The organism is Streptomyces saintjeani (genome assembly GCF_055409605.1).
The window spans coordinates 2,883,075-2,907,727 of record NZ_CP189624.1 but is presented as its reverse complement, the minus strand read 5'-3'; the positions used below and the strand labels follow the sequence as shown (position 1 = coordinate 2,907,727).

General features: G+C 69.4%; 24 protein-coding genes and 1 tRNA gene. 17 read left to right on the top strand and 8 right to left on the bottom strand.

Annotated elements, in window-relative coordinates:
• Positions 1-300 precede the first annotated feature (300 nt).
• From ACQCO7_RS12980 to ACQCO7_RS12955, 6 genes are all read left to right on the top strand, one after another.
• Positions 301-726, top strand: a complete 426-nt coding sequence (locus tag ACQCO7_RS12980; protein ID WP_010359294.1) for a DUF3052 domain-containing protein — start codon at positions 301-303, stop codon at positions 724-726.
• 174 nt (positions 727-900) lie between these two features.
• On the top strand, positions 901-1,359 hold the full coding sequence (locus tag ACQCO7_RS12975; protein ID WP_464071970.1) for a peroxiredoxin: 459 nt from the start codon (positions 901-903) through the stop codon (positions 1,357-1,359).
• Between the two features lie 115 nt (positions 1,360-1,474).
• Entirely contained in the window at positions 1,475-2,050 is a 576-nt protein-coding gene (locus tag ACQCO7_RS12970) for a calcium homeostasis/redox stress adaptation protein (RefSeq protein ID WP_464071969.1), read from the top strand.
• Positions 2,051-2,144: 94 nt separating this feature from the next.
• Positions 2,145-2,720: a TerD family protein gene (locus tag ACQCO7_RS12965; RefSeq protein WP_464071968.1), complete on the top strand. Its 576-nt coding sequence runs from the start codon at positions 2,145-2,147 to the stop codon at positions 2,718-2,720.
• A 48-nt stretch (positions 2,721-2,768) separates the two neighbouring features.
• On the top strand, positions 2,769-3,920 hold the full coding sequence (locus tag ACQCO7_RS12960; protein ID WP_464071967.1) for a DUF475 domain-containing protein: 1,152 nt from the start codon (positions 2,769-2,771) through the stop codon (positions 3,918-3,920).
• 165 nt (positions 3,921-4,085) lie between these two features.
• The gene (locus ACQCO7_RS12955) at positions 4,086-4,823 is read left to right on the top strand and encodes a TerD family protein (RefSeq protein WP_464077204.1); all 738 of its coding nucleotides are present in this window, start codon (positions 4,086-4,088) and stop codon (positions 4,821-4,823) included.
• 7 nt (positions 4,824-4,830) lie between these two features.
• On the opposite strand, the gene ACQCO7_RS12950 is transcribed toward ACQCO7_RS12955, so the two are convergent.
• Positions 4,831-5,610, bottom strand: a complete 780-nt coding sequence (locus ACQCO7_RS12950) for a TerD family protein (RefSeq protein ID WP_464071966.1) — start codon at positions 5,608-5,610, stop codon at positions 4,831-4,833.
• A gap of 184 nt (positions 5,611-5,794) precedes the next feature.
• Between ACQCO7_RS12950 and ACQCO7_RS12945 the strand changes: the two genes are divergently transcribed.
• Genes ACQCO7_RS12945 through ACQCO7_RS12935 form a run of 3 tightly spaced genes read left to right on the top strand, consistent with a single transcriptional unit; the run spans position 5,795 to position 10,232 of the window.
• Positions 5,795-6,958 carry an HpcH/HpaI aldolase/citrate lyase family protein gene (locus ACQCO7_RS12945; RefSeq protein ID WP_464071965.1) on the top strand — a complete coding sequence of 388 codons (1,164 nt, stop codon included), beginning with the start codon at positions 5,795-5,797 and terminating at the stop codon, positions 6,956-6,958.
• 26 nt (positions 6,959-6,984) lie between these two features.
• Complete coding sequence (locus tag ACQCO7_RS12940) at positions 6,985-9,420, top strand: phosphoribosyltransferase (protein WP_464071964.1); 2,436 nt, start codon at positions 6,985-6,987, stop codon at positions 9,418-9,420.
• Positions 9,420-10,232, top strand: a complete 813-nt coding sequence (locus ACQCO7_RS12935; RefSeq protein ID WP_464071963.1) for an HAD family hydrolase — start codon at positions 9,420-9,422, stop codon at positions 10,230-10,232. The genes ACQCO7_RS12940 and ACQCO7_RS12935 overlap by 1 nt, the downstream gene beginning before the upstream one ends.
• A 76-nt stretch (positions 10,233-10,308) precedes the next feature.
• On the opposite strand, the gene ACQCO7_RS12930 is transcribed toward ACQCO7_RS12935, so the two are convergent.
• Positions 10,309-10,515: an FmdB family zinc ribbon protein gene (locus ACQCO7_RS12930; protein WP_409112434.1), complete on the bottom strand. Its 207-nt coding sequence runs from the start codon at positions 10,513-10,515 to the stop codon at positions 10,309-10,311.
• A gap of 350 nt (positions 10,516-10,865) precedes the next feature.
• On the opposite strand from ACQCO7_RS12930, the gene ACQCO7_RS12925 reads away from it, so the two are divergent.
• The 3 genes from ACQCO7_RS12925 to ACQCO7_RS12915 all read left to right on the top strand — a co-directional run bounded on the left by ACQCO7_RS12925 (position 10,866) and on the right by ACQCO7_RS12915 (position 15,653).
• Complete coding sequence (locus ACQCO7_RS12925) at positions 10,866-13,031, top strand: transglycosylase domain-containing protein (RefSeq protein ID WP_464071962.1); 2,166 nt, start codon at positions 10,866-10,868, stop codon at positions 13,029-13,031.
• Between the two features lie 43 nt (positions 13,032-13,074).
• The gene (locus tag ACQCO7_RS12920; protein ID WP_464071961.1) at positions 13,075-14,364 is read left to right on the top strand and encodes a polysaccharide deacetylase family protein; all 1,290 of its coding nucleotides are present in this window, start codon (positions 13,075-13,077) and stop codon (positions 14,362-14,364) included.
• Positions 14,365-14,495: 131 nt separating this feature from the next.
• Positions 14,496-15,653 carry an amidase domain-containing protein gene (locus ACQCO7_RS12915; RefSeq protein ID WP_464071960.1) on the top strand — a complete coding sequence of 386 codons (1,158 nt, stop codon included), beginning with the start codon at positions 14,496-14,498 and terminating at the stop codon, positions 15,651-15,653.
• Positions 15,654-15,710: 57 nt separating this feature from the next.
• Here ACQCO7_RS12915 and ACQCO7_RS12910 read toward each other — a convergent pair whose 3' ends face one another.
• Positions 15,711-17,114 carry a hypothetical protein gene (locus tag ACQCO7_RS12910; protein ID WP_464071959.1) on the bottom strand — a complete coding sequence of 468 codons (1,404 nt, stop codon included), beginning with the start codon at positions 17,112-17,114 and terminating at the stop codon, positions 15,711-15,713.
• A 97-nt stretch (positions 17,115-17,211) separates the two neighbouring features.
• Positions 17,212-17,979 carry a DUF4097 family beta strand repeat-containing protein gene (locus tag ACQCO7_RS12905; RefSeq protein ID WP_464071958.1) on the bottom strand — a complete coding sequence of 256 codons (768 nt, stop codon included), beginning with the start codon at positions 17,977-17,979 and terminating at the stop codon, positions 17,212-17,214.
• A 197-nt stretch (positions 17,980-18,176) separates the two neighbouring features.
• On the opposite strand from ACQCO7_RS12905, the gene ACQCO7_RS12900 reads away from it, so the two are divergent.
• Positions 18,177-18,248: transfer RNA gene (locus ACQCO7_RS12900), tRNA-Val, on the top strand.
• Between the two features lie 24 nt (positions 18,249-18,272).
• On the opposite strand, the gene ACQCO7_RS12895 is transcribed toward ACQCO7_RS12900, so the two are convergent.
• Entirely contained in the window at positions 18,273-18,509 is a 237-nt protein-coding gene (locus tag ACQCO7_RS12895) for a DUF2277 domain-containing protein (protein ID WP_338683265.1), read from the bottom strand.
• A 123-nt stretch (positions 18,510-18,632) separates the two neighbouring features.
• Here ACQCO7_RS12895 and ACQCO7_RS12890 point away from each other — a divergent pair, with 123 nt between their 5' ends.
• Together ACQCO7_RS12890 and ACQCO7_RS12885 are read left to right on the top strand one after the other, a co-directional pair.
• On the top strand, positions 18,633-19,526 hold the full coding sequence (locus ACQCO7_RS12890) for a ketopantoate reductase family protein (RefSeq protein ID WP_464071957.1): 894 nt from the start codon (positions 18,633-18,635) through the stop codon (positions 19,524-19,526).
• A gap of 113 nt (positions 19,527-19,639) precedes the next feature.
• Entirely contained in the window at positions 19,640-19,966 is a 327-nt protein-coding gene (locus ACQCO7_RS12885; RefSeq protein WP_464071956.1) for a hypothetical protein, read from the top strand.
• A gap of 3 nt (positions 19,967-19,969) precedes the next feature.
• Here ACQCO7_RS12885 and ACQCO7_RS12880 read toward each other — a convergent pair whose 3' ends face one another.
• From ACQCO7_RS12880 to ACQCO7_RS12870, 3 genes are all read right to left on the bottom strand, one after another.
• Positions 19,970-20,611, bottom strand: a complete 642-nt coding sequence (locus tag ACQCO7_RS12880) for a DUF305 domain-containing protein (protein ID WP_464071955.1) — start codon at positions 20,609-20,611, stop codon at positions 19,970-19,972.
• An 81-nt stretch (positions 20,612-20,692) separates the two neighbouring features.
• Positions 20,693-21,166 carry a DUF6153 family protein gene (locus ACQCO7_RS12875; RefSeq protein WP_464071954.1) on the bottom strand — a complete coding sequence of 158 codons (474 nt, stop codon included), beginning with the start codon at positions 21,164-21,166 and terminating at the stop codon, positions 20,693-20,695.
• Between the two features lie 126 nt (positions 21,167-21,292).
• Complete coding sequence (locus ACQCO7_RS12870) at positions 21,293-22,144, bottom strand: alpha/beta fold hydrolase (RefSeq protein WP_464071953.1); 852 nt, start codon at positions 22,142-22,144, stop codon at positions 21,293-21,295.
• An 84-nt stretch (positions 22,145-22,228) separates the two neighbouring features.
• Between ACQCO7_RS12870 and ACQCO7_RS12865 the strand changes: the two genes are divergently transcribed.
• A complete protein-coding gene (locus ACQCO7_RS12865) occupies positions 22,229-22,717 on the top strand; it encodes a MarR family winged helix-turn-helix transcriptional regulator (protein WP_464077203.1) in 489 nt (162 codons plus the stop codon).
• Positions 22,718-23,055: 338 nt separating this feature from the next.
• The gene (locus tag ACQCO7_RS12860) at positions 23,056-24,306 is read left to right on the top strand and encodes a helix-turn-helix domain-containing protein (protein ID WP_464071952.1); all 1,251 of its coding nucleotides are present in this window, start codon (positions 23,056-23,058) and stop codon (positions 24,304-24,306) included.
• The last annotated feature ends 347 nt before the right edge of the window (positions 24,307-24,653 follow it).

Genomic DNA, 24,653 nt, shown 5'->3' with positions numbered 1-24,653 from the left:
GGAGTCATACGTCATCTCTACCGTGAGGTAACCCCTGGGGTGTACACCGGGGTAACGGTGCCCTTCTGCGAGTCGGCGATTTCCAAACGCGCAAACAGGGCAGAAAGGTGTGGTGTGTGTCACCTTTGCCGTGGAAACCTTGACGGGAGTTGCGGCGACACGGCCCGGATCGTCACCGTTTAGGCGGTCCGAACCGCCGGGTACTTGCGCGATCCGCCCCGCCCGTGTGGACTACGGCCAACACCACGCGCGTACGCGTGGCCGAGTTGTCATCGAAAGAACATGATCAGGAGGCAGACCGTGAGCGCGACCGCGGACCACGCGGAGACGAGCCTGGCCGTCAGGTTGGGTTTCCAGCCCGGCCAGGTGGTCCAGGAGATCGGCTACGACGAGGACGTAGACCAGGAGCTCCGCGAGGCCATCGAGGAGGCCACCACCACCGAGTTGGTGGACGAGGACTACGACGACGTCGCTGACGCCGTGGTGGTCTGGTTCCGGGACGACGACGGTGACCTGACGGATGCGCTCGTCGACGCCATCGGGTACCTGGAGGAGGCCGGGACGATCCTGCTCCTCACCCCGAAGACCGGGCGTGACGGCTACATCGAGCCCAGCGACATCAACGACGCCGCGCAGACGGCCGGACTGTCGCAGTCCAAGAGCGTCAATGCGGGCAAGGACTGGGTGGCGACCCGCCTCCTGCCCCCGAAGGGCGCCAAGCGCTGAGCCCCGCCCCCAGCTGACGGAAGCGGGTGCGGACCCCCTCCGGGGATCACCCGGAAATCGACCGCACCCGCATCCCGCCGAGCGACGCCACCACCGGAGCCCTCCCGGAACCCCGCCACCCCCTTCCCCGTACGCTGTGATCCCCCGAACAGCCCAGCGAAGGGAAAGATCCCGATGGCGATCCAGGTCGGCGAGAAGGCTCCGGACTTCGAGCTCAAGGACAACCACGGCGCGACCGTGAAGCTCTCCGACTACCGGGGGAGCAAGAACGTCGTGCTGCTCTTCTACCCCTTCGCGTTCACCGGCGTGTGCACCGGCGAGCTGTGCGAGCTGCGGGACAACCTGCCGACGTTCGAGGACCGCGACACCCAGCTGCTCGCCGTCTCCAACGACTCCATCCACACCCTGCGCGTCTTCGCCGAGCAGGAGGGCCTGGAGTACCCCCTGCTCAGCGACTTCTGGCCGCACGGCGAGGTCTCCCGCGCGTACGGCGTCTTCGCCGAGGACAAGGGCTGCGCGGTGCGCGGCACGTTCGTCATCGACAAGGACGGCGTCGTCCGCTGGACGGTCGTCAACGCCCTCCCCGACGCCCGGGACCTCGGCGAGTACGTCAAGGCTCTCGACACCCTGTGATTCTTCCGGGACAGGGCCTGCGGGGTGCGGGAACCCGTCACTAGGATCGGATCGTTGATCCGGCATATCCGACGTACGACGGGGCTCCCCGCCCCAGGAACCCAATGGAGGACTCGTGGGAGTCAGCCTCAGCAAGGGCGGCAATGTCTCGCTGACCAAGGAGGCCCCGGGCCTGACCGCGGTCATCGTCGGTCTGGGGTGGGACGTCCGCACCACGACCGGCACCGACTTCGACCTGGACGCCAGCGCGCTGCTGGTGAACTCGTCCGGCAAGGTCGCCAGCGACGCGAACTTCGTCTTCTTCAACAACCTCAAGAGCCCGGACGGCTCGGTCGAGCACACCGGCGACAACATCACCGGTGAGGGCGAGGGCGACGACGAGCAGATCAAGGTCAACCTCGCCGGCGTCCCGGCCGACGTCGACAAGATCGTCTTCCCGGTCTCGATCTACGACGCCGAGAACCGCCAGCAGTCCTTCGGCCAGGTCCGCAACGCGTTCATCCGCGTCGTGAACCAGGCGGGCGAGGCCGAGATCGCCCGCTACGACCTCTCCGAGGACGCGTCGACGGAGACCGCGATGGTCTTCGGCGAGCTGTACCGGCACGGCGCGGAGTGGAAGTTCCGCGCCATCGGCCAGGGCTACGCCTCGGGCCTGCGCGGCATCGCCCAGGACTTCGGCGTCAACGTCTGACGCCCCCTCCCGCGTTCCCGGCCCCGCCCTCGTCCAGGGGCGGCGCCGGGCGCGCGGGGCAACCGGAGAAGTACCACCAGGGGAGGACAGCAACATGGGTGTCACGCTCGCCAAGGGGGGAAACGTCTCCCTGTCCAAGGCCGCTCCGAACCTCACGCAAGTGCTGGTCGGGCTCGGCTGGGACGCGCGCTCCACCACCGGCGCACCCTTCGACCTCGATGCCAGCGCACTGCTGTGCGCGGGCGGCCGGGTCCTGGGCGACGAGTGGTTCGTCTTCTACAACCAGCTGAAGAGCCCGGACGGCTCGGTCGAGCACACCGGCGACAACCTGACCGGTGAGGGCGAGGGCGACGACGAGTCGCTGATCGTCGACCTCCCCAAGGTGCCCGCCCACTGCGACAAGATCGTCTTCCCGGTCTCGATCCACCAGGCCGACGAGCGCGGCCAGACCTTCGGCCAGGTCGCGAACGCGTTCATCCGTGTCGTCAACCAGGCCGACGGCCAGGAACTAGCCCGCTACGACCTCTCCGAGGACGCCTCCACGGAGACCGCGATGATCTTCGGTGAGCTGTACCGATATCAGGGGGAGTGGAAGTTCCGTGCGGTCGGACAGGGGTACGCGTCAGGTTTGCGGGGCATCGCTCTAGACTTCGGAGTCAACGTTTCGTAAAGCCGAGTACGGCGCGGGGGAGACCCGTACCTACGGATTGGGTAGCCAGTGCTTCTGAAAACCTTTGGATGGTCGTTCGCGGTCACCGCGATCGGCCTGGCCGTGGGCGTCCTCTACGACGGGTGGACCGGCCTCGGCATCGTGGCGATCCTCTCCATCCTGGAGATCTCCCTGTCCTTCGACAACGCGGTGGTCAACGCCGGGATCCTGAAGAAGATGAACGCCTTCTGGCAGCGCATCTTCCTCACGGTCGGCGTGCTCATCGCGGTGTTCGGCATGCGCCTGGTCTTCCCGGTCGTGATCGTCGCCATCAGCGCGAAGCTGGGCCCGATCGAGGCCGTCGACCTCGCCCTCAACGACAAGACCCGCTACCAGGAGTTGGTCACCGACGCGCACGCGTCGATCGCCGCCTTCGGTGGCATGTTCCTGCTGATGATCTTCCTCGACTTCATCTTCGAGGACCGCGACATCAAGTGGCTCGGCTGGATCGAGCGCCCGCTCGCCAAGCTCGGCAAGGTCGACATGCTGTCGGTCTGCATCGCGCTGGCCGTCCTGCTGACCGCCGCGTTCACGGTCGCCCCCAACGCCCACATCCACGGCGGCGGACACGTCGACAAGACCGAGACGGTCCTGCTCTCCGGCATCCTCGGCCTGATCACGTACCTCGTGGTCGGCGGCCTCTCCGGCTACTTCGAGGGCAAGCTCGAAGAAGAGGAGGAGCGGGAGCACGAGGAGGAGGAAGAGGCCAGGCGCGCGGGCAAGCAGAAGCCGGTCATCCTGCTCGCCGGCCGCGCCGCGTTCTTCATGTTCCTCTACCTCGAAGTCCTCGACGCGTCGTTCTCCTTCGACGGCGTGATCGGCGCCTTCGCCATCACCAACGACATCGTCCTGATGGCCGTCGGCCTCGGCGTCGGCGCGATGTACGTCCGGTCGCTGACCGTCTACCTGGTCCGCCAGGGCACCCTCGACGACTACGTCTACCTGGAGCACGGCGCGCACTACGCGATCGGCGCCCTCGCCGTCCTCCTCATGGTCACCATCCAGTACCAGATCCACGAGGTCATCACCGGCCTCATCGGCGTCATCCTGATCGCCTGGTCCTTCTGGTCCTCCGTCCGCCGCAACCGCGCGCTGGCGGCGGCCGAGGGAAAAGCGACGGGGTCTGACGACGCGAAGGCGGAGGTCTCCTCCGGCGTCTGAGACCCGGCGCCCGAGACCCGGCGCCCGAGACCCGGAGTGTGGGACCCGGAGTGTGTGATCACCTTCCGGATGAGGAAAGCTAGTTGGCGGGGCGGCTGTTCGACACGGCCGCCCCGCCGGGCATTTCACGACGCGGGGTTCTACGAGAAGGACATGGGGCGGGAGATGGGCTTCTTCGACGGCCTGCTGGGCAGCCGCGCGGCCGACTTCGACTCGGGCAGCGCCGCGAGCAACGCGATCGAGCTGACCAAACGGCACCCTCAGGTCTCGCTGACGAAGCAGGGGGCCGCCACCGGCAACCTCCGCGTCAACCTGACCTGGCGGATGCGGACGTCCGACTTCGGCGGGATGCAGCGCGAGAGCCTCCTGCGCCACCCCTTCAAGGCCCTCAAGCCGCCGGAGGTCGTCGGGCACAGCCAGAGCATGGTCAACGTCGACCTCGACCTGGGCTGCCTGTACGAACTCGCCGACGGCTCCAAGGGCGTCGTACAGCCGCTGGGCGGGCTGCTCGGCGACGTCAACGACGCGCCGTACGTCAAGCTCAGCGGGGACGACCGGTTCGGGTCGGCGTCGGGGGAGACGATGTACGTCAATCTCGACCACCGCGAGAACATCAAGCGGCTGCTGGTGTTCGTCTACATCTACGACCAGACGCCGGCGTTCGACCGTACCCACGCGATGGTCACGCTGTACCCGAGCAACGGACCCCGCATAGAAGTGGGGCTGGACGAACGGCACCCCCAGGCGCGGTCCTGCGCGGTCGTGATGATCGAGAACGTCAAGGGGGAGCTGATGGTGCGGCGGGAGGTGCGGTTCGTGTACGGGTTCCAGGCGGAGCTGGACCGGCTGTACGGGTGGGGGTTGCAGTGGGGCCGGGGGTACAAGGCGAAGGCGGAGAAGTGATCCGGAGCTACCGGCCGATGAACTGAGGCCCCTGCGGCGGCATCTTGAACTCCTGCGGGTAGCCGTACGCGGGCGCCGCCTGGCCGTACGTCGGGAGGGAGGCCGGGTAGCCGTACGCCGGCTGCTGCGGGGGCGTCGGCGGCTGTTCCGGGGGGAGCGGCTGGGAGACGGTCTGGTGGCTCGCGGGGGGCTCCTCTTGAGGTGGGTTCTCCGGGTTCGCTGGGTTTTCCGAGGGCTCGGGCTCCGAATCGTCCACCGAGATGCCGTAGTTGACGGCGAGGCCCTCCAGCCCGTTCGAGTAGCCCTCGCCGATCGCGCGGAACTTCCAGCCCTCGCCCCGGCGGTAGAGCTCGCCGCAGATGAGGGCCGTCTCCTCGCCGGTCTCGGGGCGGACGTCGAAGACGGCGACGGGGTCGGAGTCGGCGCGGTTCGCGTCGTACAGCGCGATCTGGAGGGACCGGACGTGGTCGAAGGTGACCCCGTCCGCGGAGGCGACGAGCAGAATCTGGCTGACGACGGACTCGACGCCGGCGAGGTCGGTCTGGATGGTGTCCGTGAGGACGTCCGCGACCCGCTTCTGGCCGAGCCGCCAGACCTTGCCGGAGGGGTGGCGGGGCTGGTTGTAGAAGACGAAGTCCTCGTCGGAGCGCACGCGTCCGTCGGAACCCAGGAGAAGAGCGGAGGCGTCGACGTTCGGAACGCCCTGCCCGGAGGTCCAGCGCAGCACGGCGCGCACCGTGGTGGCTTCGAGCGGGACGTTCGACCCCTTCAGCATCGCGTGCGTCATGGCGTCATCCTGCCCTCTCGCCGCTGAGCAGGACAACCGAGGCGTGGAGTCCACCGGGAGGTGCCGGGTGGCGTTACCAGAAATTCATTCCCGGCGGGAACTTTTGAACCGATCGGTACGTACTATTACCGGTCACTTGTTTTCACAGAATCCACCAGGCTCGCCGTCCGTCACGGGGGTAGACATGCGTCATTTCGGGCACATCGCCCCGCAGGAGAGGCACCGCCTCTTCCACCAGGAACCCTGCGCGTTCGGTACGGACTCCCCGGCCCGCCTGCTCTCGGCGGCCCTCGGCGCCACGCTCTACAGCCCGGCGACCCGCCCCCACCTCGCGGACGACGTGATCAAGCAGGCCACCCAGGGCGTCGTCTCCATGGTCCTGTGCCTGGAGGACTCCATCGGCGACGAGGACGTCCTGGCCGGCGAGGAGAACCTGGTCCGCCAGTTCGCCGACCTCGCGACCCGCCCCGAGGAACTCCCCCTCCTGTTCATCCGGGTCCGTACGGCCGACCAGATCCCCGACCTCGTCCGCCGCCTCGGCCCCTGTGTCTCCCTGCTCAGCGGGTTCGTGTTCCCCAAGTTCACCGAGGAGCGCGGCACGGCGTTCCTGGAGGCCCTCACCGCCGCCGAACTCGCGAGCGGACAGCGGTTGTTCGGGATGCCGGTGCTCGAAACCCCCGAGCTGATGTACCGCGAGACCCGCGTCGAGGCCCTGGAGGGCATCGCCCGCGCCGTCGACAAGTACCGCGACCGCGTCCTCGCGCTGCGCCTCGGCGTCACCGACTTCTGCTCCTCGTACGGCCTGCGCCGCGCCCCCGACATGACCGCGTACGACGTCCAGATCGTCGCGTCCGTCATCGCCGACGTCGTCAACATGCTCGGCCGTGCGGACGGCACCGGGTTCACCGTCACCGGCCCGGTCTGGGAGTACTTCCGCGTCCCCCAGCGGATGTTCAAACCGCAGCTGCGCACCAGCCCCTTCCTCGAAGTCGAGGCCGTCGAGCTGCGCGAACGCCTCATCGAGCACGCGATGGACGGACTGCTGCGCGAGATCTCCCTCGACCACGCGAACGGCCTCCTCGGCAAGACCTGCATCCACCCCTCGCACGTCCCGGCCGTCCACGCGCTGTCCGTCGTCAGCCACGAGGAGTACAGCGACGCGGCGGACATCCTGCGGCCCGAGCGCGGCGGCGGGGGCGTCCTGCGCTCGGCGTACACGAACAAGATGAACGAGGTGAAGCCGCACCGTGCCTGGGCCGAGCGCACGATGCTGCGCGCCGAGGTGTTCGGCGTGGCCCGCGAGGACGTCGGGTTCGTCGATCTGCTCGCGGCCGGTATCCCCGCCTGAGCTCTGTGCTGTGTTTCGGTGACCTCATGAGGAGCGATGTGAACGACGCGGTCTGGTCCGGCGGTTGGGTGTCCGAACGGCTCGGCGTGGAGCTGGCGGGGGACGCGGTGCTGCCGGAGATGCTGGGTCTCGCGCTGCGTCGCAACCCCAGACGGGCGCATCTCCTGGTGTCCAACGTGCTGGGCAAGCATGTGCCTCAGCTGCCGTCGGTGGTGTACGGGCACGGGTTCGCCCTCGGTCGCCGGGTGCGCGAACTCCTGGGTACCGACGCGGAGTCGGCGGTGGTGCTGGGATACGCGGAGACGGCGACGGGGCTGGGCCACTCCGTCGCGGACGGCGTCGGCGATGTGACGTACCTGCACTCGACCCGGCGGCCGGTGGAGGGGGTCGCGCGGGCCGGGGGGTTCGAGGAGGCGCACTCGCATGCGACGTCGCATGTGCTGTTGCCGGAGGATCGGGGGCTGCTGGGCGGGGACGGGCCGTTGGTGCTGGTCGACGACGAGTTCTCGACGGGCAACACGATCATGAACACGATCCGGGACCTGCACGAGCGGTATCCCCGGGGCCGGTACGTCGTGGTGACGCTGGTGGACATGCGGTCGGGGGCGGACGCGGGGAGGCTTTCGGCGTTCGCGGAGGAGATCGGCGCGCGCGTGGACCTCGTGGCGGCGGCTTCGGGGACGGTGAAACTGCCGGAAGGGGTGCTGGAGAGGGGACAGGAACTGGTCGGGCGGTACGAGCCCGGCTCGTCGGGGGCGACCGTGTCATCAGCCGACCCGCCCTTGAACATCACCAGAGTCGACCTGCACTGGCCCGCGGGCCTCCCCGACGGCGGTCGTCACGGCTTCACCGCCGCACACCGAATACGTCTGGACGCCGCCCTCCCGGAGATGGCCGCCCGCCTCGCGGAGGCACTCCCCGTCGGCGCCCGCCGCGTCCACGTCCTCGGCTTCGAAGAGCTGATGTACGCCCCCCTCCGCCTCGCCCACGAGCTGGAGCACATAGCCGACGCCGAGGTCCGCTACTCCACGACCACCCGCTCCCCGGTCCTGGCCGTCGACGACCCGGGATACGCGATACGGACCCGCCTGACCTTCCCCGCCCACGACAACCCGGCGGACGGCCCGGGCGACCGGTACGTCTACAACATCGCCGGCGCCGGCTTCGACGCCGTCCTCGTGATCGTCGACTCCACCGCGGACACCCCCCAACTCCACGCCCCCGAGGGTTTGTTGGCCCAGCTGGCCGAACACACCCCGCACGTGATCCTCGCCGTGATCCCCTCCTACCTGCCTGGAAGGCCCATGCTGCAAGCCCCTCTCAGAGGCCCCGCCTTCTCCTCCTACGCCCCGGACGAGGTCGGCTGGCTGCTCCAGGACCTCTCGGACGTCACCCTGGAGGCGCCGACGGAGGAACGCGAGGAGGCCGTACAGAGCGGCGGCGCCCACTACGCGGAGTCCCTGCCGATCGAGTACCAGCCGAGCGAGCAGTACCAGGCGCTGTTCCAGACGGCGCTGACGGAATCGGCGGACCGCCTCGCGCAGGCGGTCGGCGTCGTCACGGAGACGGTCCTCGCGGAACGCTCACCGCACCCGGTACTGGTCTCGCTGGCCCGCGCCGGCACCCCCGTCGGCGTCCTGATGCGCCGCTGGGCCCAGCACCGGCACGGCCTCGACCTGCCGCACTACGCCGTGTCGATCGTGCGGGGCAGGGGCATCGACGCGAACGCGCTGCGCTGGCTGGCCGAGCACCACGACCCCGCCGACGTCGTGTTCGTCGACGGGTGGACCGGCAAGGGGGCGATCACGCGGGAACTCGCCGCCGCGATCGGGGAGTTCGAGGAGGCGGGGGGCGCCGCCGGGTTCGACCCCGAGATCGCCGTCCTCGCCGACCCCGGTTCCTGCGTCCGGACGTACGGCACGCGCGAGGATTTCCTGATCCCCTCCGCCTGTCTCAACTCGACCGTGTCCGGGCTGATTTCGCGAACTGTGCTGCGTGCGGACCTGGTTGGGCCGGACGACTTCCACGGGGGCAAGTTCTACCGGGAGTTGGCCGGGGCGGACGTCTCCGGCGCCTTCCTGGACGCGGTTTCCGGTCGGTTCGCCGAGGTGGGGGAGTCCGTCGACGCCGCCGTCAAGGAACTGCTCGCCGGCGACCGGACGCCGACCTGGGAAGGGTGGGCCGCCGTCGAGCGGATCAGTGAGGAGTACGGCATCCACGACGTCAACCTCGTGAAGCCGGGGGTGGGGGAGACGACGCGGGTGCTGCTGCGGCGGGTGCCGTGGAAGATCCTCGCTCGTGCGGGGGCCGGGGCGGATCTGCGGCTTGTCCGTCTGCTCGCCGAGCAGCGGGGCGTGCCCGTCGAGGAGGTCGCCGAACTTCCGTACACCTGTGTCGGTTTGATCCATCCCCAGTACACACGCGGTGCCACCGGCGCCGACGGGAAGGCTGTGACCGTCTGATGCCGGTACTCGTCGCCAGCGACCTCGACCGTACGCTCATCTACTCACCGTCCGCGCTCGCCCTCACGATGCCGGACGCGCGTGCGCCCCGGCTGCTGTGCGTCGAGGTCCACGAGGCGCGTCCGCTGTCCTTCATGACGGAGACGGCGTCCCAACTGCTCTCCGAGCTGGGGGACATGGCGGTCTTCGTCCCCACGACGACGCGGACGCGCAAGCAGTACCTGCGCATCAACCTGCCTGGGCCCGCTCCCACGTTCGCGATCTGTGCGAACGGGGGGCACATCCTGGTGGACGGCGTGAGCGACGGCGATTGGCAGGCGGCGGTGACCTCGCGCCTCGCCGCGGAGTGCGCCCCGCACGAGGAGATCCAGGCGCACCTGGCCGAGAACGCCGACCCGGTGTGGCTGCGCAAGCAGCGCGTCGCCGAGGACCTGTTCTCGTACCTGGTGGTGGAACGCGAGCTCCTGCCGGAGGAGTGGGTCAAGGAACTCGCGGCGTGGGCGGAGGGGCTGGGCTGGGGAGTGTCGCTCCAGGGCCGCAAGATCTACGTGGTCCCGAAGCCGCTGACGAAGAGCGCGGCGGTCCGTGAGGTGCTGCGGCGTACGGGGGCGGAGTTGAGCCTGGGTGCGGGTGACTCGCTGCTGGACGCGGACCTGCTGGAGGCCGTGGACCTCGGATGGCGGCCCGGGCACGGGGAGCTGGCGGACACGGGGTGGACGGGCCCGGGGGTGACGGCCCTGCCGGAACGGGGAGTGCTGGCCGGCGAACGAATCCTGCGGGAGTTTTCGAAGGCGGTGCGTTCGGGGGTGTGAGGGGGAGGGGGGCGGCTGCGGGCAGTGGCGGATCACTCGCGCCCACACGGCGGAGCCGCACAGCACCCCCACCCCCTCACCCGCAACAACCTCCACCACAACACCCTCCACCCCCGCCCGACTTCGGCGCAGCCGCCGTACCCCCCACCGCCACCGTCGACAGCAACTTCACCGTGTCCCCATGGCCGGCAGGACAGTCGGCCGGGGCCGAGGACTCGGCCATGGGACGGGACAACTCGAACGTGTCGCCGCAAGTACGGCAGCGGTATTCATAGCGAGGCATGGCAGAAGGCTAACGGCTCGGCCGCGACGGGCGGGATCATCCACCTGAAGTAGTCCCCCGCTACCTCTGACGTAGGGGTACTACGGGTAACACCCCGACCCGCACCACCCCCGAGGTGTCGTCCGTGTGACGAAGTCCCTCCCTCCGGTTTCCGCCGTACGCAGTGATTGCGTTCATTTCTGTCACTTTCTTGTGTGGAGAACTTGCGAAGAGCACTGGTAATTTGAGTGGGCCGCGAGGTCGGGGGGACGTGGGGGGCTTCACAGCCGTGACCAGGTGAACGAAAGCCCGCCCGTACGTCAAGTGCGTCCCTGTGCGCGGCATCCACGAATGCGGAGGGAGACGCTGTCGTGACCAGGCGGGGGGAGGGGGAGAGGCCCCACAAGCCGGACGCGGTCCCGCGGCCGGACGAGACCATGCAGCTGAAGGTCCCCGCCTCCTTCCGGGCGGACGAGACCATGCAACTGCGCATCGGCGACCTGGAGATACCCGGGGCCGGGGAACCTTCCGGCAAGGGCGACCGCGCCAGTCGCCTCGACCGCAAGAAGGAACTCCGGCCGTCCCCGCTGCGCCGCCTCGCCGGCGCAGCCGCTCCGTACGCACGCCGCCTGCGCCCCGACTACCCGCGCCCCGGCCGCGACGGCTGGCGCCGCTGGATGCCCTCCTGGCGCCAGTGGGCCGGCGCCGCCCTCGCCGGCACCGGCGCGAGCGTCGTCCTCCTCGGCATCGCCTACGCGGCCACCGACATCCCCGACCTCAACTCGTACGCCAAGCAGCAGGACAACGTCTTCTTCTGGGCCAGCGGCGCCCCGATGGCCCGCACCGGCTGGGTCCAGCGCCAGGACATGCCGCTCAAGGACGTCCCGGAGCACGTCCGCTACGCGGCCATCGCCGCCGAGAACGCCAACTTCTACAACGACCCCGGCATCTCCCTCAAGGGCATCAGCCGCGCCCTCCTGCGCTCGGTCGGCTCGGGTGATACCCAGGGGGGATCGACCATCACCCAGCAGTACGTGAAGAACGTCTACCTGAACCAGGAGCAGACGGTCAGCCGCAAGTTCACCGAGGCGATGATCGCGCTCAAGCTGGACAACCAGATGAGCAAGGACGAGATACTCCAGGGCTACCTCAACACCAGCTGGTACGGCCGGGGTACGTACGGCATCCAGCGCGCGGCCCAGGCGTACTACGGCAAGGACGTCGGTGAACTCAACGCCAGCGAGGGCGCGATGCTCGCCGCGCTCCTCAAGGGCGCGGGCCTGTACGACCCGACGCTGAGCGCCGCCAACCACGCGCGCGCCGTGGAGCGCTGGAAGTGGATCCTCGACCGGATGGTCGACATCGGCAAACTGTCCAAAGAGGAGCGCGCGAAATACACGAAGTTCCCGGAGCCCCTCAAACGCAACCCGCTTTATGACACGGGTCAACAGACCGACTATCTCGTCGAGTTGGCGACCAGTTATGTGAAGAAGGCCGCGAACATCTCCGACAAGGACTTCGACCTCGGCGGCTACCAGATCTACACGACCTTCGACAGGAACCGTGAGACCCAGCTCACCGACGAGGTGACCAAGGCCCGCAAGCAGGCCCAGAAGGACGACCCGAAGAACGCGAAGGCCGTCCACTACGGCGCCGCCTCGGTCGGCGCCGACGGACGGATCATCGCCGTCTACGGCGGCCCCGACCACCGTACGCAGGGCTACAACGAGTCCAACGCCACGACGGTGCCCGCCGGTTCGGCGTTCCAGCCGTTCGTCTACGCCGCCGGGCTCGAACACGGCGTACGGAAGACCCGTGAGGGTCCGGTCGAGCAGGTCACCCCGCAGTCCCTGTACGACGGGAACAACGGCGCGCTGGTCAGGACGCCCGAGGGGCCGTACTGGGACCGCAGCGGCAAGCCGGTCGCGGCGAAGAACGACGGCGGGAAGTCGTACGGCATGATCAGCCTGCGCCGGGCCCTCGCGCTCGGTGTCAACGGGCCGTTCATGCAGCTCGGCATGGACACCGGCCTGGACATGGTCCGCAAGACCGCCGAGGACTCGGGCCTGTTGTCCTCCAGCATCGGCGCGATGGTGCCCGGCCTGTCCACGGGCAGCTCCACGCCGAGCGCGATCCGCATGGCGAGCGGCTACTCCACGTTCGCCGCCGGCGGCACCCACACCGAGCCGTACTCGGTGCGCAAACTCACCCGCAACGGCGGCCAGGTGGACCTCGCGATCCCCGGGAAGCAGCGGGCGATGAGCGAGGAGGTGGCCGGGCAGGTGACCGACGCGCTGACCGAGTCGCTGCGCACCGCACACCCCTCGGCGACCGGCGCCGGGAAGTCCGGGACGACCGAGAAGGACACCGCCGCCTGGTTCGTCGGCACGGCCGAGAAGGTCTCCACGGCCGTCGTCGTCTACCGCATCGACCTCACCAAGAGCCTCGAACCCCTGCCGCTGGAAGGCATCGCCAGGAGTGCCGGCGAGAGCGTTCCGTACCGCATCTGGTCGCGGGCCACCAGTCCGACCGACTGACCACCGGACCGCCTCCGTCCCCCAGCAGAATGAGCAGCCGCACATGAAGCAACCGTCGGGCCGCCGCCGCAAGGCACCCGAAGCACGCCCCAAGTCCCCGGTGAAGGCCCGGCGTTCGGGGTTCCTCTCGCTGGCCGCCGCGCTCGTCGTCACCTCGCTCGTCGGGGGATACCTGGTGCTCTCGGGCACCGACCGGACCACGCCGACGGCCGCCGAGGGGCCCCAGGGGCAGCAGACGGTGAAGGAGACGGAGGAGCCGTGGGACGGGAAGACCAAGGTGCTCGGGGACGGGTCGACGTCGTACACCGGCCCGCAGACGGGGCAGTTGAAGCCGGAGAAGCTCAAACCCGGTGAGAAACCACCCCAGTTCGTCGTCTTCTCCTGGGACGGCGCGCTCCAGGGCGACGACCAGCTCTTCTCCCACTACCGGAGCCTGGCGCAGGAGTACAACGCGCACATGACGTTCTTCCTGACCGGCATCTACCTGCTGCCGAAGGACAAGAAGAACCTCTACCACCCTCCGCAGCACCCGCAGGGCAGCGCCGCGATCAGCTACGCGACCGACGAACACATCCGCACCACCCTCGAACAGCTCGGCCGGGCCTGGGAGGAGGGGAACGAGATCGGCACCCACTTCAACGGCCACTTCTGCGAGGCCAAGGGCGGCAAGGACTGGAGCGTCGCGGAGTGGAAGAGCGAGATCGACCAGTTCTACGCGTTCGCGGAGAAGTGGAAGACCAACACCGGCTTCAAGGAGATGGACCCGCTGCCCTTCGACTTCCGCAAGGAGGTCACCGGCGGACGCGCACCCTGCCTGGAGGGCCAGCCCAACCTGCTGAAGGCGGCGAAGAGTTACGGCTGGCGCTACGACGCCAGCTCGCCCGGCAAGTTCCAGGTGTGGCCCGACAAGAAGGACGGCATCTGGGACTTCCCGCTCCAGATGCTCCCCTACGAAGGCGGCAGGTACCAAGGGCTGTCGATGGACTTCAACTTCCTCTACAACCAGTCCAACGGCGAGGTGAACGGCGACCCCGCCAAGTACCCGCAGTGGGAGCGGGAGACCCTCGACACCTACATGGCGGGCTTCAACCGGGTCTACTACGGCAGCCGCGCGCCGATGTTCATCGGCAACCACTTCGAGGACTGGAACGGCGGCATCTACATGAAGGCCGTCGACCAGGCGATCAAGGACATCTGCACCAAGAAGGACGTGAAGTGCGTGTCCTTCAAGGAGTTGGCGGACTGGATGGACGTCCAGGACCCGAAGACCCTCGACCGGCTCCGAACCCTTGATCCTGCCCAGAGCCCGGACTGGTCAACCGTCGTCCAGTGACGGTCTCATAACAGCTTGCCGCACCGAAGGTAACCCCCTTCACAACAGCCACACATGGCGTGCGAGGATTCCGCTACCCGGCATCCCTCCCCCGCCGGGCCAGAGGGGAACTATCAGTGAAGTCAAGGAAATTGAGCCGTTCGCGGCGCCGCGTCACGATACTCACGGCGACCGCCGCGTCGGTCGCCGCGGGCGTCGCGCTGCTGCCGAACTGGTCGGCGGGAGCCGCCACCCCGAGCGACCCCACGGTGGACGCCAAGACCCGGGCGACCTTCCAGAAGCTCGCCGACGCGGTCTTCACCGACCGCACCGACGCGCTCGTCGACGGCGACCGCAAGAAGCCCACGACCAAGGGCTTCTCCGGGCGCGTCAAGATGTCCTCGAAGCAGAACAGCACCGAGAGCAGCACCCTCAACTCCCTGACCCAGCGCAAGAACACGCTGGCGAAGCTCGGTGAGAAGTACAGCAAGGGCACCACCGGCGTCAGCCTCGACACCATCAAGGTGACCGGCCGCACCGCCAAGGCCCAGGTCACCGAGACCACGGTCCTCACCTACGAGAGGACCAGCGCCAAGGAGCCGAACACCACCGGCTTCCAGGCCCACCACGAGCTGACCTTCAAGGCCGACCAGAGCGGCAACTGGCAGCTCTCCGGCGTCCGTTCGACCGACCAGGGCGGCACCACCGTCAACCAGGTCGCCGCGCCCGCCGTCACCACCGTCAAGCCGGCCGCCGCCGCGACCGACACCCCGGCCGCCCCGCGCGCCGCGACCACGCGGGGCCCCGCCGCCGTCCCCAAGGTCCTCACCGGCGGGACGTACGACTACAAGGCGATGGCGGCCTACGCCGAGAAGTACTGGAGCAACTACAACCCCGACTACCCGAACTTCAACGGGCAGGGCGCGGGCGGTGACTGCACCAACTTCGTCAGCCAGTCCCTGAAGGCGGGCGGCTGGAAGCACGCGCCGGGCTACGTGTACGACTACACGAAGTGGTTCGGCAACAACGAGATCCAGTCGTACTCGTTCGTCGGCGTCAACGAGTGGTCCTGGTTCACCCAGAACGCCAAGCGCTCCACGCCGCTCGCGAACGTCTACCAGATGCAGGTCGGCGACGTCCTCCAGGTCGACTTCGACCGGGACGGCTCCAAGGACCACACGATGATCGTGTCCTACGTCGCGAACGGTATGCCCTACCTGACGTACCACTCCTCGAACACCTACCGGCGTTCGCTGTCGAGTGTCCTCGCGTCGTACCCGAACTCGTACTACTACGCGTACCGCACCTGATCCACCCCTCAGGTACGACGAGGCCCGTCACCCTCCAGGGTGACGGGCCCTGTGTGTTCAGTGCGCCGTGCCCCGCTCCTCGCGGATCTGCGACACCACCCGCGCCACCGACTGCCGCACCGCCTCCGTCTCCGTCAGGAAGTGCCAGTAGTCGGGGTGCCGGCCCTCCAGACCCGCGATCGCGCGGTCCAGGCGGGCCACCGACTCGTCCAGCGGGCGGGCGTGCCGGGGGTCCGGGGTCGTCCGGCCGGTCATCGCCAGGCGCTGCGCGTCACGGATCGCGAAACGCGTCCGGTCGATCTCCTGCTGCGGGTCCTTCTGGACCGCGTTCAGCCTGGTCAGCCGGTCACCGGCGGCCGACACCGACTCGTCCGTCGCGTTCAGCAGCGCCCGTACCGTCGACAGCAGCGACGCCGCGTCCGGCCAGCGCTGCTCCTCCCGCGCGGACCGCGCCTCCCGGAGCTTCGCCTCGGCCTGCCGGACGTTCTCCGCCGCCTGCTCCGGCACCCGCTGGAGGTCCTGCCAGCAGGCCGCCGCGAACCGGCGCCGCAACTCACTGAGGATCGGGTCGACTTGCTCCGCGCGGGTCGTCAGCGCCTGCGCGCGCGTGCGCAGTGACACCAGCCGGTGGTCGATCTCGGCGGCCTTCTCCGGCAGCCGGGACGCCTCCGTACGGATCGTCTCCGCCTCCCGCGCGACCCGCTCCGCGCGCTCCAGCGTCTCCGGCACGCCGTGCTGGCCCGCGCCCTGGTTCAGCTTCGTCAACTCCGGTGCCAGCGCCGCGAGTCGGGCCGCGAGGTCGTCCGCCTTGAGGCCGGTCCGCCGCACGGCGTCCAGCGCGTCGGAGGCCGCCAGCAGGGCCTGGCGGGCCCGCTCCACCGCCGGGGCGAGGCGGGCGAGCTGCGTCTCCGCCTTGCCGAGGAGGGGGCCCAGGCTGCTCGCGAAGCGGTCCAAGTCCTGCTTCGCCTTGGTGAGTTCGTCCTTCGCGCGGGTCAGCTGCGTGCGCGCCTGCGCCGCCGCCGACGTCTCCAGGTCGTCCCGGTCGAGGTCGTGCGCGTCGACGGCGGTGATGTACTGCTGGCTCACCTCGTCGATCCGGCGGCCGATCTCCTCGAACGCGCCGACCGCCCGGCGCGCGGCCGGGGAGTCGTCCACCGCCGTGATGGTCTCGATCGAGATCCTCAAGTCCCGCTGCGCGGTGTCCAGTTCGTAGAACGCCGCCGCCGCCGCGTCCTTCGCCGCCTGCGCCTCGACCCGCATCCCCTCCGACCGGCCGCCGAACCAGCGCCGGGTGCCGCCGCCGGCGAACGCGGCGGGGAGGGCGAGGGCGGCGAGGAGGGGGAGGGCGGCGGTGAGGGTGAGAGTGTCGCGTAGTACCAGGGAGCTACGGGAACCACGGAGTGCGGGCGCGCGCCGCACGGGCCGGTCCGGTCGACTCTCTTGTGAAGGTGTCGCCGTCACGTCCCTCTCCCGCGCTGTCGTCCGTCCTGCCTGGCCCGGTTTCCATTCTCCCACCGGTGAAGGACGAACACACGGGGCGGTCGGTTCGCGCGCCGCCTCAGCTCGTGGTGCGGATGGTCAGGTGGCCGTCCGAGACCCGCGCCGTGATCTCGTGCGCACTGTCGTCCGCGCGCGGCACCGAGACCCGGGTGTCGCCGTCGTTCACCTTCGTCGACACCTTGTACGTCCCCTTCGGCACCTCGATCGTGACGTTCCCGTCGTTCGCCTTCGCCTCGATCCGGTCCGGTACGACGGAGAGGTTGAGCCGGACCGAGCCGTCCCCGGAGTGGGAGGTGACCGTCCGCGAGGAGACGTCCGCGCGGACCGAGCCGTCGTTCGTGTCCAGGTCCAGCGGGCCCGAGGTGTCGGTGATCCGTACGGATCCGTCGCCCGCCTTGACGCTGAGCGCGTCCCGCAGGCCGCTCACCTTCACGCCGCCGTCGTTCGAGACGACCTTCACCGCGACGCCCCGGGGGATCTCGACCCGGTGCCGCGCGGAGCAGTCCGCGACGAGGCCGCTGCACTTCATCCGCAGCTTCAGCCGGCCGTCCTCCGACATCGACCAGGTCGGCTTCGGGCCCTCGCCGACCGCCACGGAACCGTCGAACCAGCGCGTCACCTCCACCCGGCCCGCCTTGTTCCCCTCCGCCGCGACGATCTCCAGCGCCGTGTCCTGCGCGTCGATCGTCAGCGTCGACCCCTTCAGGCCGAACGCCCGCGACTCCGGGTCGGTGTCCTCGGAGGCGTCCGAGCAGGCCGTCGCGAACACGGCGACGAGAACCACACCGCTGAGTATGAGACGGGTAGTACCTGAGGTGCGGGCCATGGCGAAGTCCCCCTGAGACGAACCGGATCGGTACTACGAGGCTAGGCCCGGGGGCCGCCGTACTCGATCCGGCTCCCTCCCTCATCCGGGGTGGGGATAACCCCCGGGAGACCCTCTACGGGCATACGGGTTTGCAGGACAGCACCCCGGGCAAGGTACGCTGTCGACTCGTCCCGAACGCGCGAGCCTCGGGAAACGGGTGCGTAGCTCAGGGGTAGAGCGCCTGCCTTACAAGCAGGATGTCGGCGGTTCGAAACCGTCCGCGCCCACAGGTCGGACCCTCCAGGTGATACCTAGGGGGTCTTTTCCATGTCCCGGGGTACCCCCCGTACCTCAAGCCCCGCCATCAGCTCCGCCGTGGCCGCCTCGATCGCCGCCACCGCACGGTCGAACACCTCCTGGTTGTGCGCGGCCGGCGCGCGGAAGCCGGAGACCTTGCGGACGTACTGGAGTGCGGCGGCGTGGAAGTCCTCGCCGGTGGCGTCGTGCGGGAGGGACGGCGGGCGGAGGGTCTTGATGCTGCGGCACATGGGGCCAGTGTCCCTCTCCCGGGCGCATCCCGCTGGCCCTTGGCAGTGCCGCCGCGCCTTGGCATGATCACCGTCGTGGCGGCCACCGGAGATCCGGGGCCGACCGGCGAAAGGAATCACGTCATGACGTACGACAAGCTCACCGTCGCAGTCCTCGGCCCCGGCGGGGTCGGCGGACTGCTCGCCGCGCTGCTCGCCAAGGCCGGGCACCGGGTGATCTGCCTCGCGCGCGAGGACACCGCGACGGCGCTGCGCACGGACGGCATCCAGGTCCGCAGCGCACAGTTCGGCACCTTCACGGCCCGCGTCGAGGCGGACACGGAACTCAGGGCCCCCGCCGACGCCGTACTGATCGCCGTCAAGCAGACGGCTCTGGACGACGCACTGGCGCGCGTCCCCGCCGAGGTGCTCGGCGACGCCCTCCTCGTGCCGTTCCTGAACGGCGTCGAACACCCCGAGGCCCTCCGCGCGCACCACCGTCCCGAGCTGGTCGCGCCCGGGGTGATCCGGGTCGAGTCCACGCGTACGGCGCCCGGGGTGATCGAGCACGCGAGCCCGTTCACGGAGATCGACCTCTCCGGCGACCCCGTCGACCCGACTCGCCTGGAGGCGCTGGCCGTTGTCCTGAACGAGGCGGGCCCGAGGACGCGGGTCCTGGGCAGCGAGACGCAGGCACTCTGGGCGAAGCTCGCGTTCCTGGCCCCCTTCGCGCTGCTCACCACGCGGTACGCCCTGCCCGTCGGCGACCTCCGCACCGCCCACCGCGACGAACTCACCGCCCTGGTCACGGAGGTCGCGGCGATCAGCACGGCCGCCGGGTCCGCGGCGGACCCCGCCCGGATCCTCGCCCGCTACGACGCGCTGCCGGGCGGCATGAAGTCGTCCATGCAGCGCGACGCGGAGTCCGGCCGGCCGCTCGAACTCGACGCGATCGGCGGGGCGTTGCTGAGGGCGGCGGGGACGTACGGGGTGGGGGCGCCGGTGGCGGAGCGGGTGGTGGGGGAGCTGGGGGCGTAGGTCCCGCAGAGGAGGGGGCGATCTGGAAATCGTACGGACGTACGACTACCTCGTTCGTGTGAACCCCGTGAGGAACTCGCTGCACGAAATCGAACAGGCGTACCATTGCCGATGTGGCTGAGACCTACGACTTTCCGAGGGACCTGCGCGCCGGTCAGGAGGAGCTGCATCAGGTCCGGGCCGAGCTGTCGGCCCTGCTGAAGCGGCTGCCCTGGTCGGTCGCGCCCCTGGACGGGTTCAGTGACACGGAGAGGTGGCGGCCGGTGGAGCGGCCGGCGTCCCCGGGGTGGACGGAGGACGAGCAGGCGGAGGTGGAGAAACTGCGCCGCCGGGAGCACGAGCTGGCGGTGTTCGTGACGGGGCACCGGTTCTGGGCGGAGGTGGAGAAGGGGGAGCGGGTGGAGGCCCGTATGCGGTTGAAACGCGAGCCTCCACCCTGAGAGCTACTTCGTGCCGAGGAAGCCCTTCATCTCCGCGATCTCGGCCTTCTGCGCCGTGATGATCGCGTCGGCCATGGTGAGCGCGGGCGCGTACTGACCCTTCGCCTTCTCGGTGCCGGCCATCTCGACCGCGCCCTCGTGGTGTTCGATCATCATCCGCGTGAACTCGGTGTCGAACGTCGCGCCGGACGCCTTCTCCAGCGCCGTCATGTCGGCGCCGGACATCATCCCGGCCATCCCCTCCATCCCGGCCATCCCGGAGTGGTCCATGCCGCCCTCGGCGGGGACGTCCTCGCCCCACGCCGTGAGCCACCCGCTCATGGTCCTGATCTCCGGGTCCTGAGCCCCCTTGATCCGCGTGGCCAACGCCTTGACCTGCGGCGACGAAGCCCGGTCGGCAGCCAGCGCGGCCATCTCGACGGCCTGCCGGTGATGCGGGATCATCCCCTGCGCGAAGGAGACGTCCTGCGCGTTGTGCGCGCCCTCGGAGGTGCCGGCGGACACGGAGGGCGACGCGGACGACGCCGACCCGCTTGCCTGCTTCCCTTCGCTGTCCCCGCTCCCGCCGCACCCGGCGAGAAGAAGCGCGGCGGTCGCGGCGACGGCGACCCGGACAGGCCGAATACGGCGAATGGTGCTGTTCATGTGCGTGAACTCCTGCGTACGGAGGGTCTGTTGGACGCGGCGGCACCCCACACCGGCGTACGGCATGGCGTGCGGGCGCCTCTAGATCCGCAGGAGTTGAAGCTCGGCGAGGGACGGCGGGGCACGCGCCGCCTCGGAACCGCCGCAGACGACGGAGTGAAGGGCCTCACCGGGTACGACGACGGCGACCGGATCGGCGACGGGCCCCGTCAACTCCGGCGCCCCGCTCACCTTGGCCGCGGCACACGTCGCATCGGCATGCCGGGCATGGCCACCACAGTGCCCGTCCTCGGAACACCCACCGGCGGTCACATCGACGTGCACCCCGGCCCCGGACCGGACCTCAGCCCCGGCCCCGCCTCCGGGCATCGCCGGAGCGGCGACAGAAGCCGCCCTCCCAGCCGTACGGTCGTGCCCGACCGCATGCAGCCCACCCGGCGCGAGCCCATGCATCGCGAGCAGCCCCACCAGCACCCCGAGCACGCACACCAACGACGGCCACCCCCACAGGGGCGACCGCACGGCACGCGGCTCGGGTCGGGTCACGTACGTCATCCTAGGGGGCGACTGTGCATCCCCCGTGGGGGTACCCAGTATCTGATACCTGAGTATCCCCACGCCCCTCTGCTGGAGAGCTCTCTCCCCTGGGGTGCAGGGCCTCTCAGGCAGGCTTGCAGGCTGCTACGAACTCTCCTGGCTGTCTGCCAGGAAGTCGGTGATCCGGTGGTTCGTGCGGGTGGGCACGGCGGTGGGCATAGCGAAGTGGGTGAGTTCGGCGAGGATCTCGATCCGGGCGTCCGGTACGGCCTTGCGGGCGCAGGCTGCGACTTTGGCGGCGTCGTGGGCGTCGCTGCGGCCAGCGAGAAGGACCAGGAGCGGAACGCTCAGTGCTGTGGGGTCCGGGCGGCGGCCGACGACCAGTTTCCGGTTCGCGAAGCCCGAGACCGCCAAGGCATAGAGCCGCTTCCAGCCCAGGTCGGTGGCGGTGCCTGCGGTCTCGCGGTCCAGGTAGGCGTGTGCGCGGGCTCGCGTCGGGCGGAGCAGTACCGGCAGCGAGCGCAGCAGGAAACCGGGGCGGAAGTTGGCGAAGCACTGGGTCGGGTCGAGCAGTACCAGCCGATCGACCCGCCGCGCGGCGTGCAGGGCATAGGTCAGGGCGATCCAGCCGCCGTAGGAGTGGCCCAGCAGGTGCGTGCGGGACACGGTGAGGCCGTCGAGCAGCGCGTCCAACCAGGCCATCAGGTCGGTGGTTGTGCGCAGCGGGCGCCCGCCGGGGACGCTGCGTCCCGCATCGCCCAGGATGTCGACGGCCAGCACCCGGTGGTGCGTGCCAAGAACCGGGGCATTGGCGAACCAGACCGCGCCGGTGGAACCGCCGCCGTGCAGAAGGAGGACCGGAGTGGCGTCAGCGGGGCCGTAGGCATGGACACGGGTGGTCCCGTACGGGGTGGGAATGTCGATCTCGGCGGTACCGGTGGGCCAGCGGGCGAGCAGTGCGTCGTAAGCGGCGAAGAACTCTTGGGATGAGGACACGGTGAACCCCCGGGAATCGTCTCGTTGACCAAGTATCTCGCTCGGCGAGATACTAGCCCGGTGAGTGATGACGGCAACCCCGCGATGCGGCTGGTCCACCTGCTGCGCGCAGTGACCGTGGAATTCGACCTGCGCGGCGTTGAGTTCGCCGCGCGAAACGGCCTGCACCCGACCGATCTGCGGGCCCTCATCCACCTGCTTGACGCCGACCGGGCGGGCACCGACGTCACCCCGGGACGACTCGGTACGGCGCTGCGGCTCAACTCGGCCGGCACCACTGCCCTGCTCGACCGGCTGGAGCGCCTGGGGCTCGTCCGCCGCAGGCGCGACGAAAGCGACCGACGACGCGTCGTGCTGACGGTGGAACAGAAAGCCGTGGAGCTGGGCCGGTCCTTCTTCGGCCCGCTCATCGCCAACCTGGTCGAGGCGGCCGAGGACTTCACCCCGGGCGAACTGGACATCGTTCACCGCTATCTGACCGCCGCCCTTCGAGCAGCCGCTCCCGGCTACGACGCGTCGACGCCCGCGGCCACCGCCGGGACGCCACCACCACAGCGGTTCGGTCAGCCATGATGGCAGCGCAGGCACAGAATCTCCGGCGGTCACAGCGCGTCACAACTCCACGATCACGGAACCGTGCCTGTCCCCGTCTGCCGGCCGCCTATCTGCGCGACCTCTAAGGCAAGTGCCCGGTACCGGCTTTGAGTTGAGTGTTGCCCGATCCGGATGCACTGGTGTGCCGTCGGGTGGGTGTCCGCAGGCTGTCGGGCTAGATCCGCAGGGACGGCACTACGAGTGATCATGCGCCCCCTTCTTCGATAGGGATCGGGCGCTGTCTGCCTGAGCCCTCACACACAAAGGGCCTCGCCCCTACTCTGGCAGTGTCGAGCTGTTCAAAGAGAGGCAAGGCCATGCCGTCTGGTGCTGTCCCGGACCCGAACGCCCCCATGCCTGCCTTCGGCCAGCGGGTCCAGATCGCTCGCGAGCAGCGGGGCATGAGCCGTCCGCAGCTTGCCGACTTCCTCGGCATGTCCCCGCATACCCTGAAGAAGATCGAGAACGGGCAGCAACAGGCCCCCGGCCTCGAGACGGTACTGCGGATTGCCGAGGCCCTCCGAGTCCGGAACCTCGCCGACCTGACTGGTCTCCCGCAGATGGACGTGGACCTGTTCGCCGGCCCCGGCCATCCGCGCCTTGCCGCCGTACGCGCCGCCATCGACGACTTCTCCCTCGGAGTCAGTGTCGAGCCGCCGCCGATCGCACACCTGGAGGCCCGGCTCCACTCCGCGTGGAAGGCACGACACAGGGCAAAGAACCACCGAGAGGTCATCGGCGAGCTACTGCCGAACCTGGTGCGGGACGCGCAGTGCCTCGTACGGCAGGCCGACTCGGGCAACGAACGGCGCCACGCACAATCCCTTCTCGCGGAAACGTACTCGCTGTCGCAGTTCTTCATCGCTTATCAGCCCGACGCCTCTCTTCTTTGGCGGGTTGCGGAGCGGGGCATGGTCGCCGCGCAGGACTCGGGCGATCCGCATGCGATGGGCGTCGCAGCGTGGCTCCTCGCGCAGGCCCACCGCGACTCCGGACCGCGCCACTACGACGCCGCCGACACGGTCAACCGCGCGGCGATCCGTCTCCTCGAACCGCTTCTTCCCGATGCCTCGGATGACGTCCTCGCCATCGCGGGGGCGTTGGAGTTCGAACTCGGCTACACGGCCTCCCGCCGCCGGGACAACGGCGCCGCGTGGAGGCACTGGGACAAGGCGCGCGAGATGGCCGGTCGCTTGCCTGTCGACTACTTCCATCCGGTCACGTCGTTCTCACGGGCCGTCATCGGTGCCCACGCGGTGACAGTCGCGGTCGAACTGCATCAGGGTGGGGAGTCCGTACGGCAGGCCGCGAAAGCCGACGAGACCGTCATCAAGTCGAATCCGAGGAGAGCACGGCACCGGATCGAGGAGGCGCGCGGCTACCAGCTCGACAATCAGCCGGATGTGGCGATCGCGACGCTGGAGGAGGCGGCCAAGGACGCGCCGGACACGATCCGCTACAACGGCTATGCGAAGCGGATCATCCTGGAAGAGGTCGAGTCGAAGCAGGCTCCGAGGCGCCGCCGTGCGTCTGAGCTCGCGGTGAAGATCGGTCTCCTCTCGGCATAGGGACCGGATTCCGGTCCTCGACTCCGCACGGACGCACCTACGGTCGCGATGTGAAACGGATCATCGTGACCGTGGAGGCGTGACATGCCACCTGAGACCGTCCCTCCTGTCGACGCGCGCACCCTGCTGGACCTGCCGAACCTCGACGACCTGCCGCAGCCAAAGGCTCGGGGTGTCGGGTGCGTCTGGTGCGGGACACCGCTCACGACCGCGACGGCGGCAGACCTCGGGGAGCGGCGGCACAGCCACTACTCGACGTTTCCCCGGGCCTGCCGCCCATGCGTTCATGACGCCGCCACGCAGGCGTTTCGGTCGCACGCGGGCATGTGCGAGCAGTGCGTCGACGA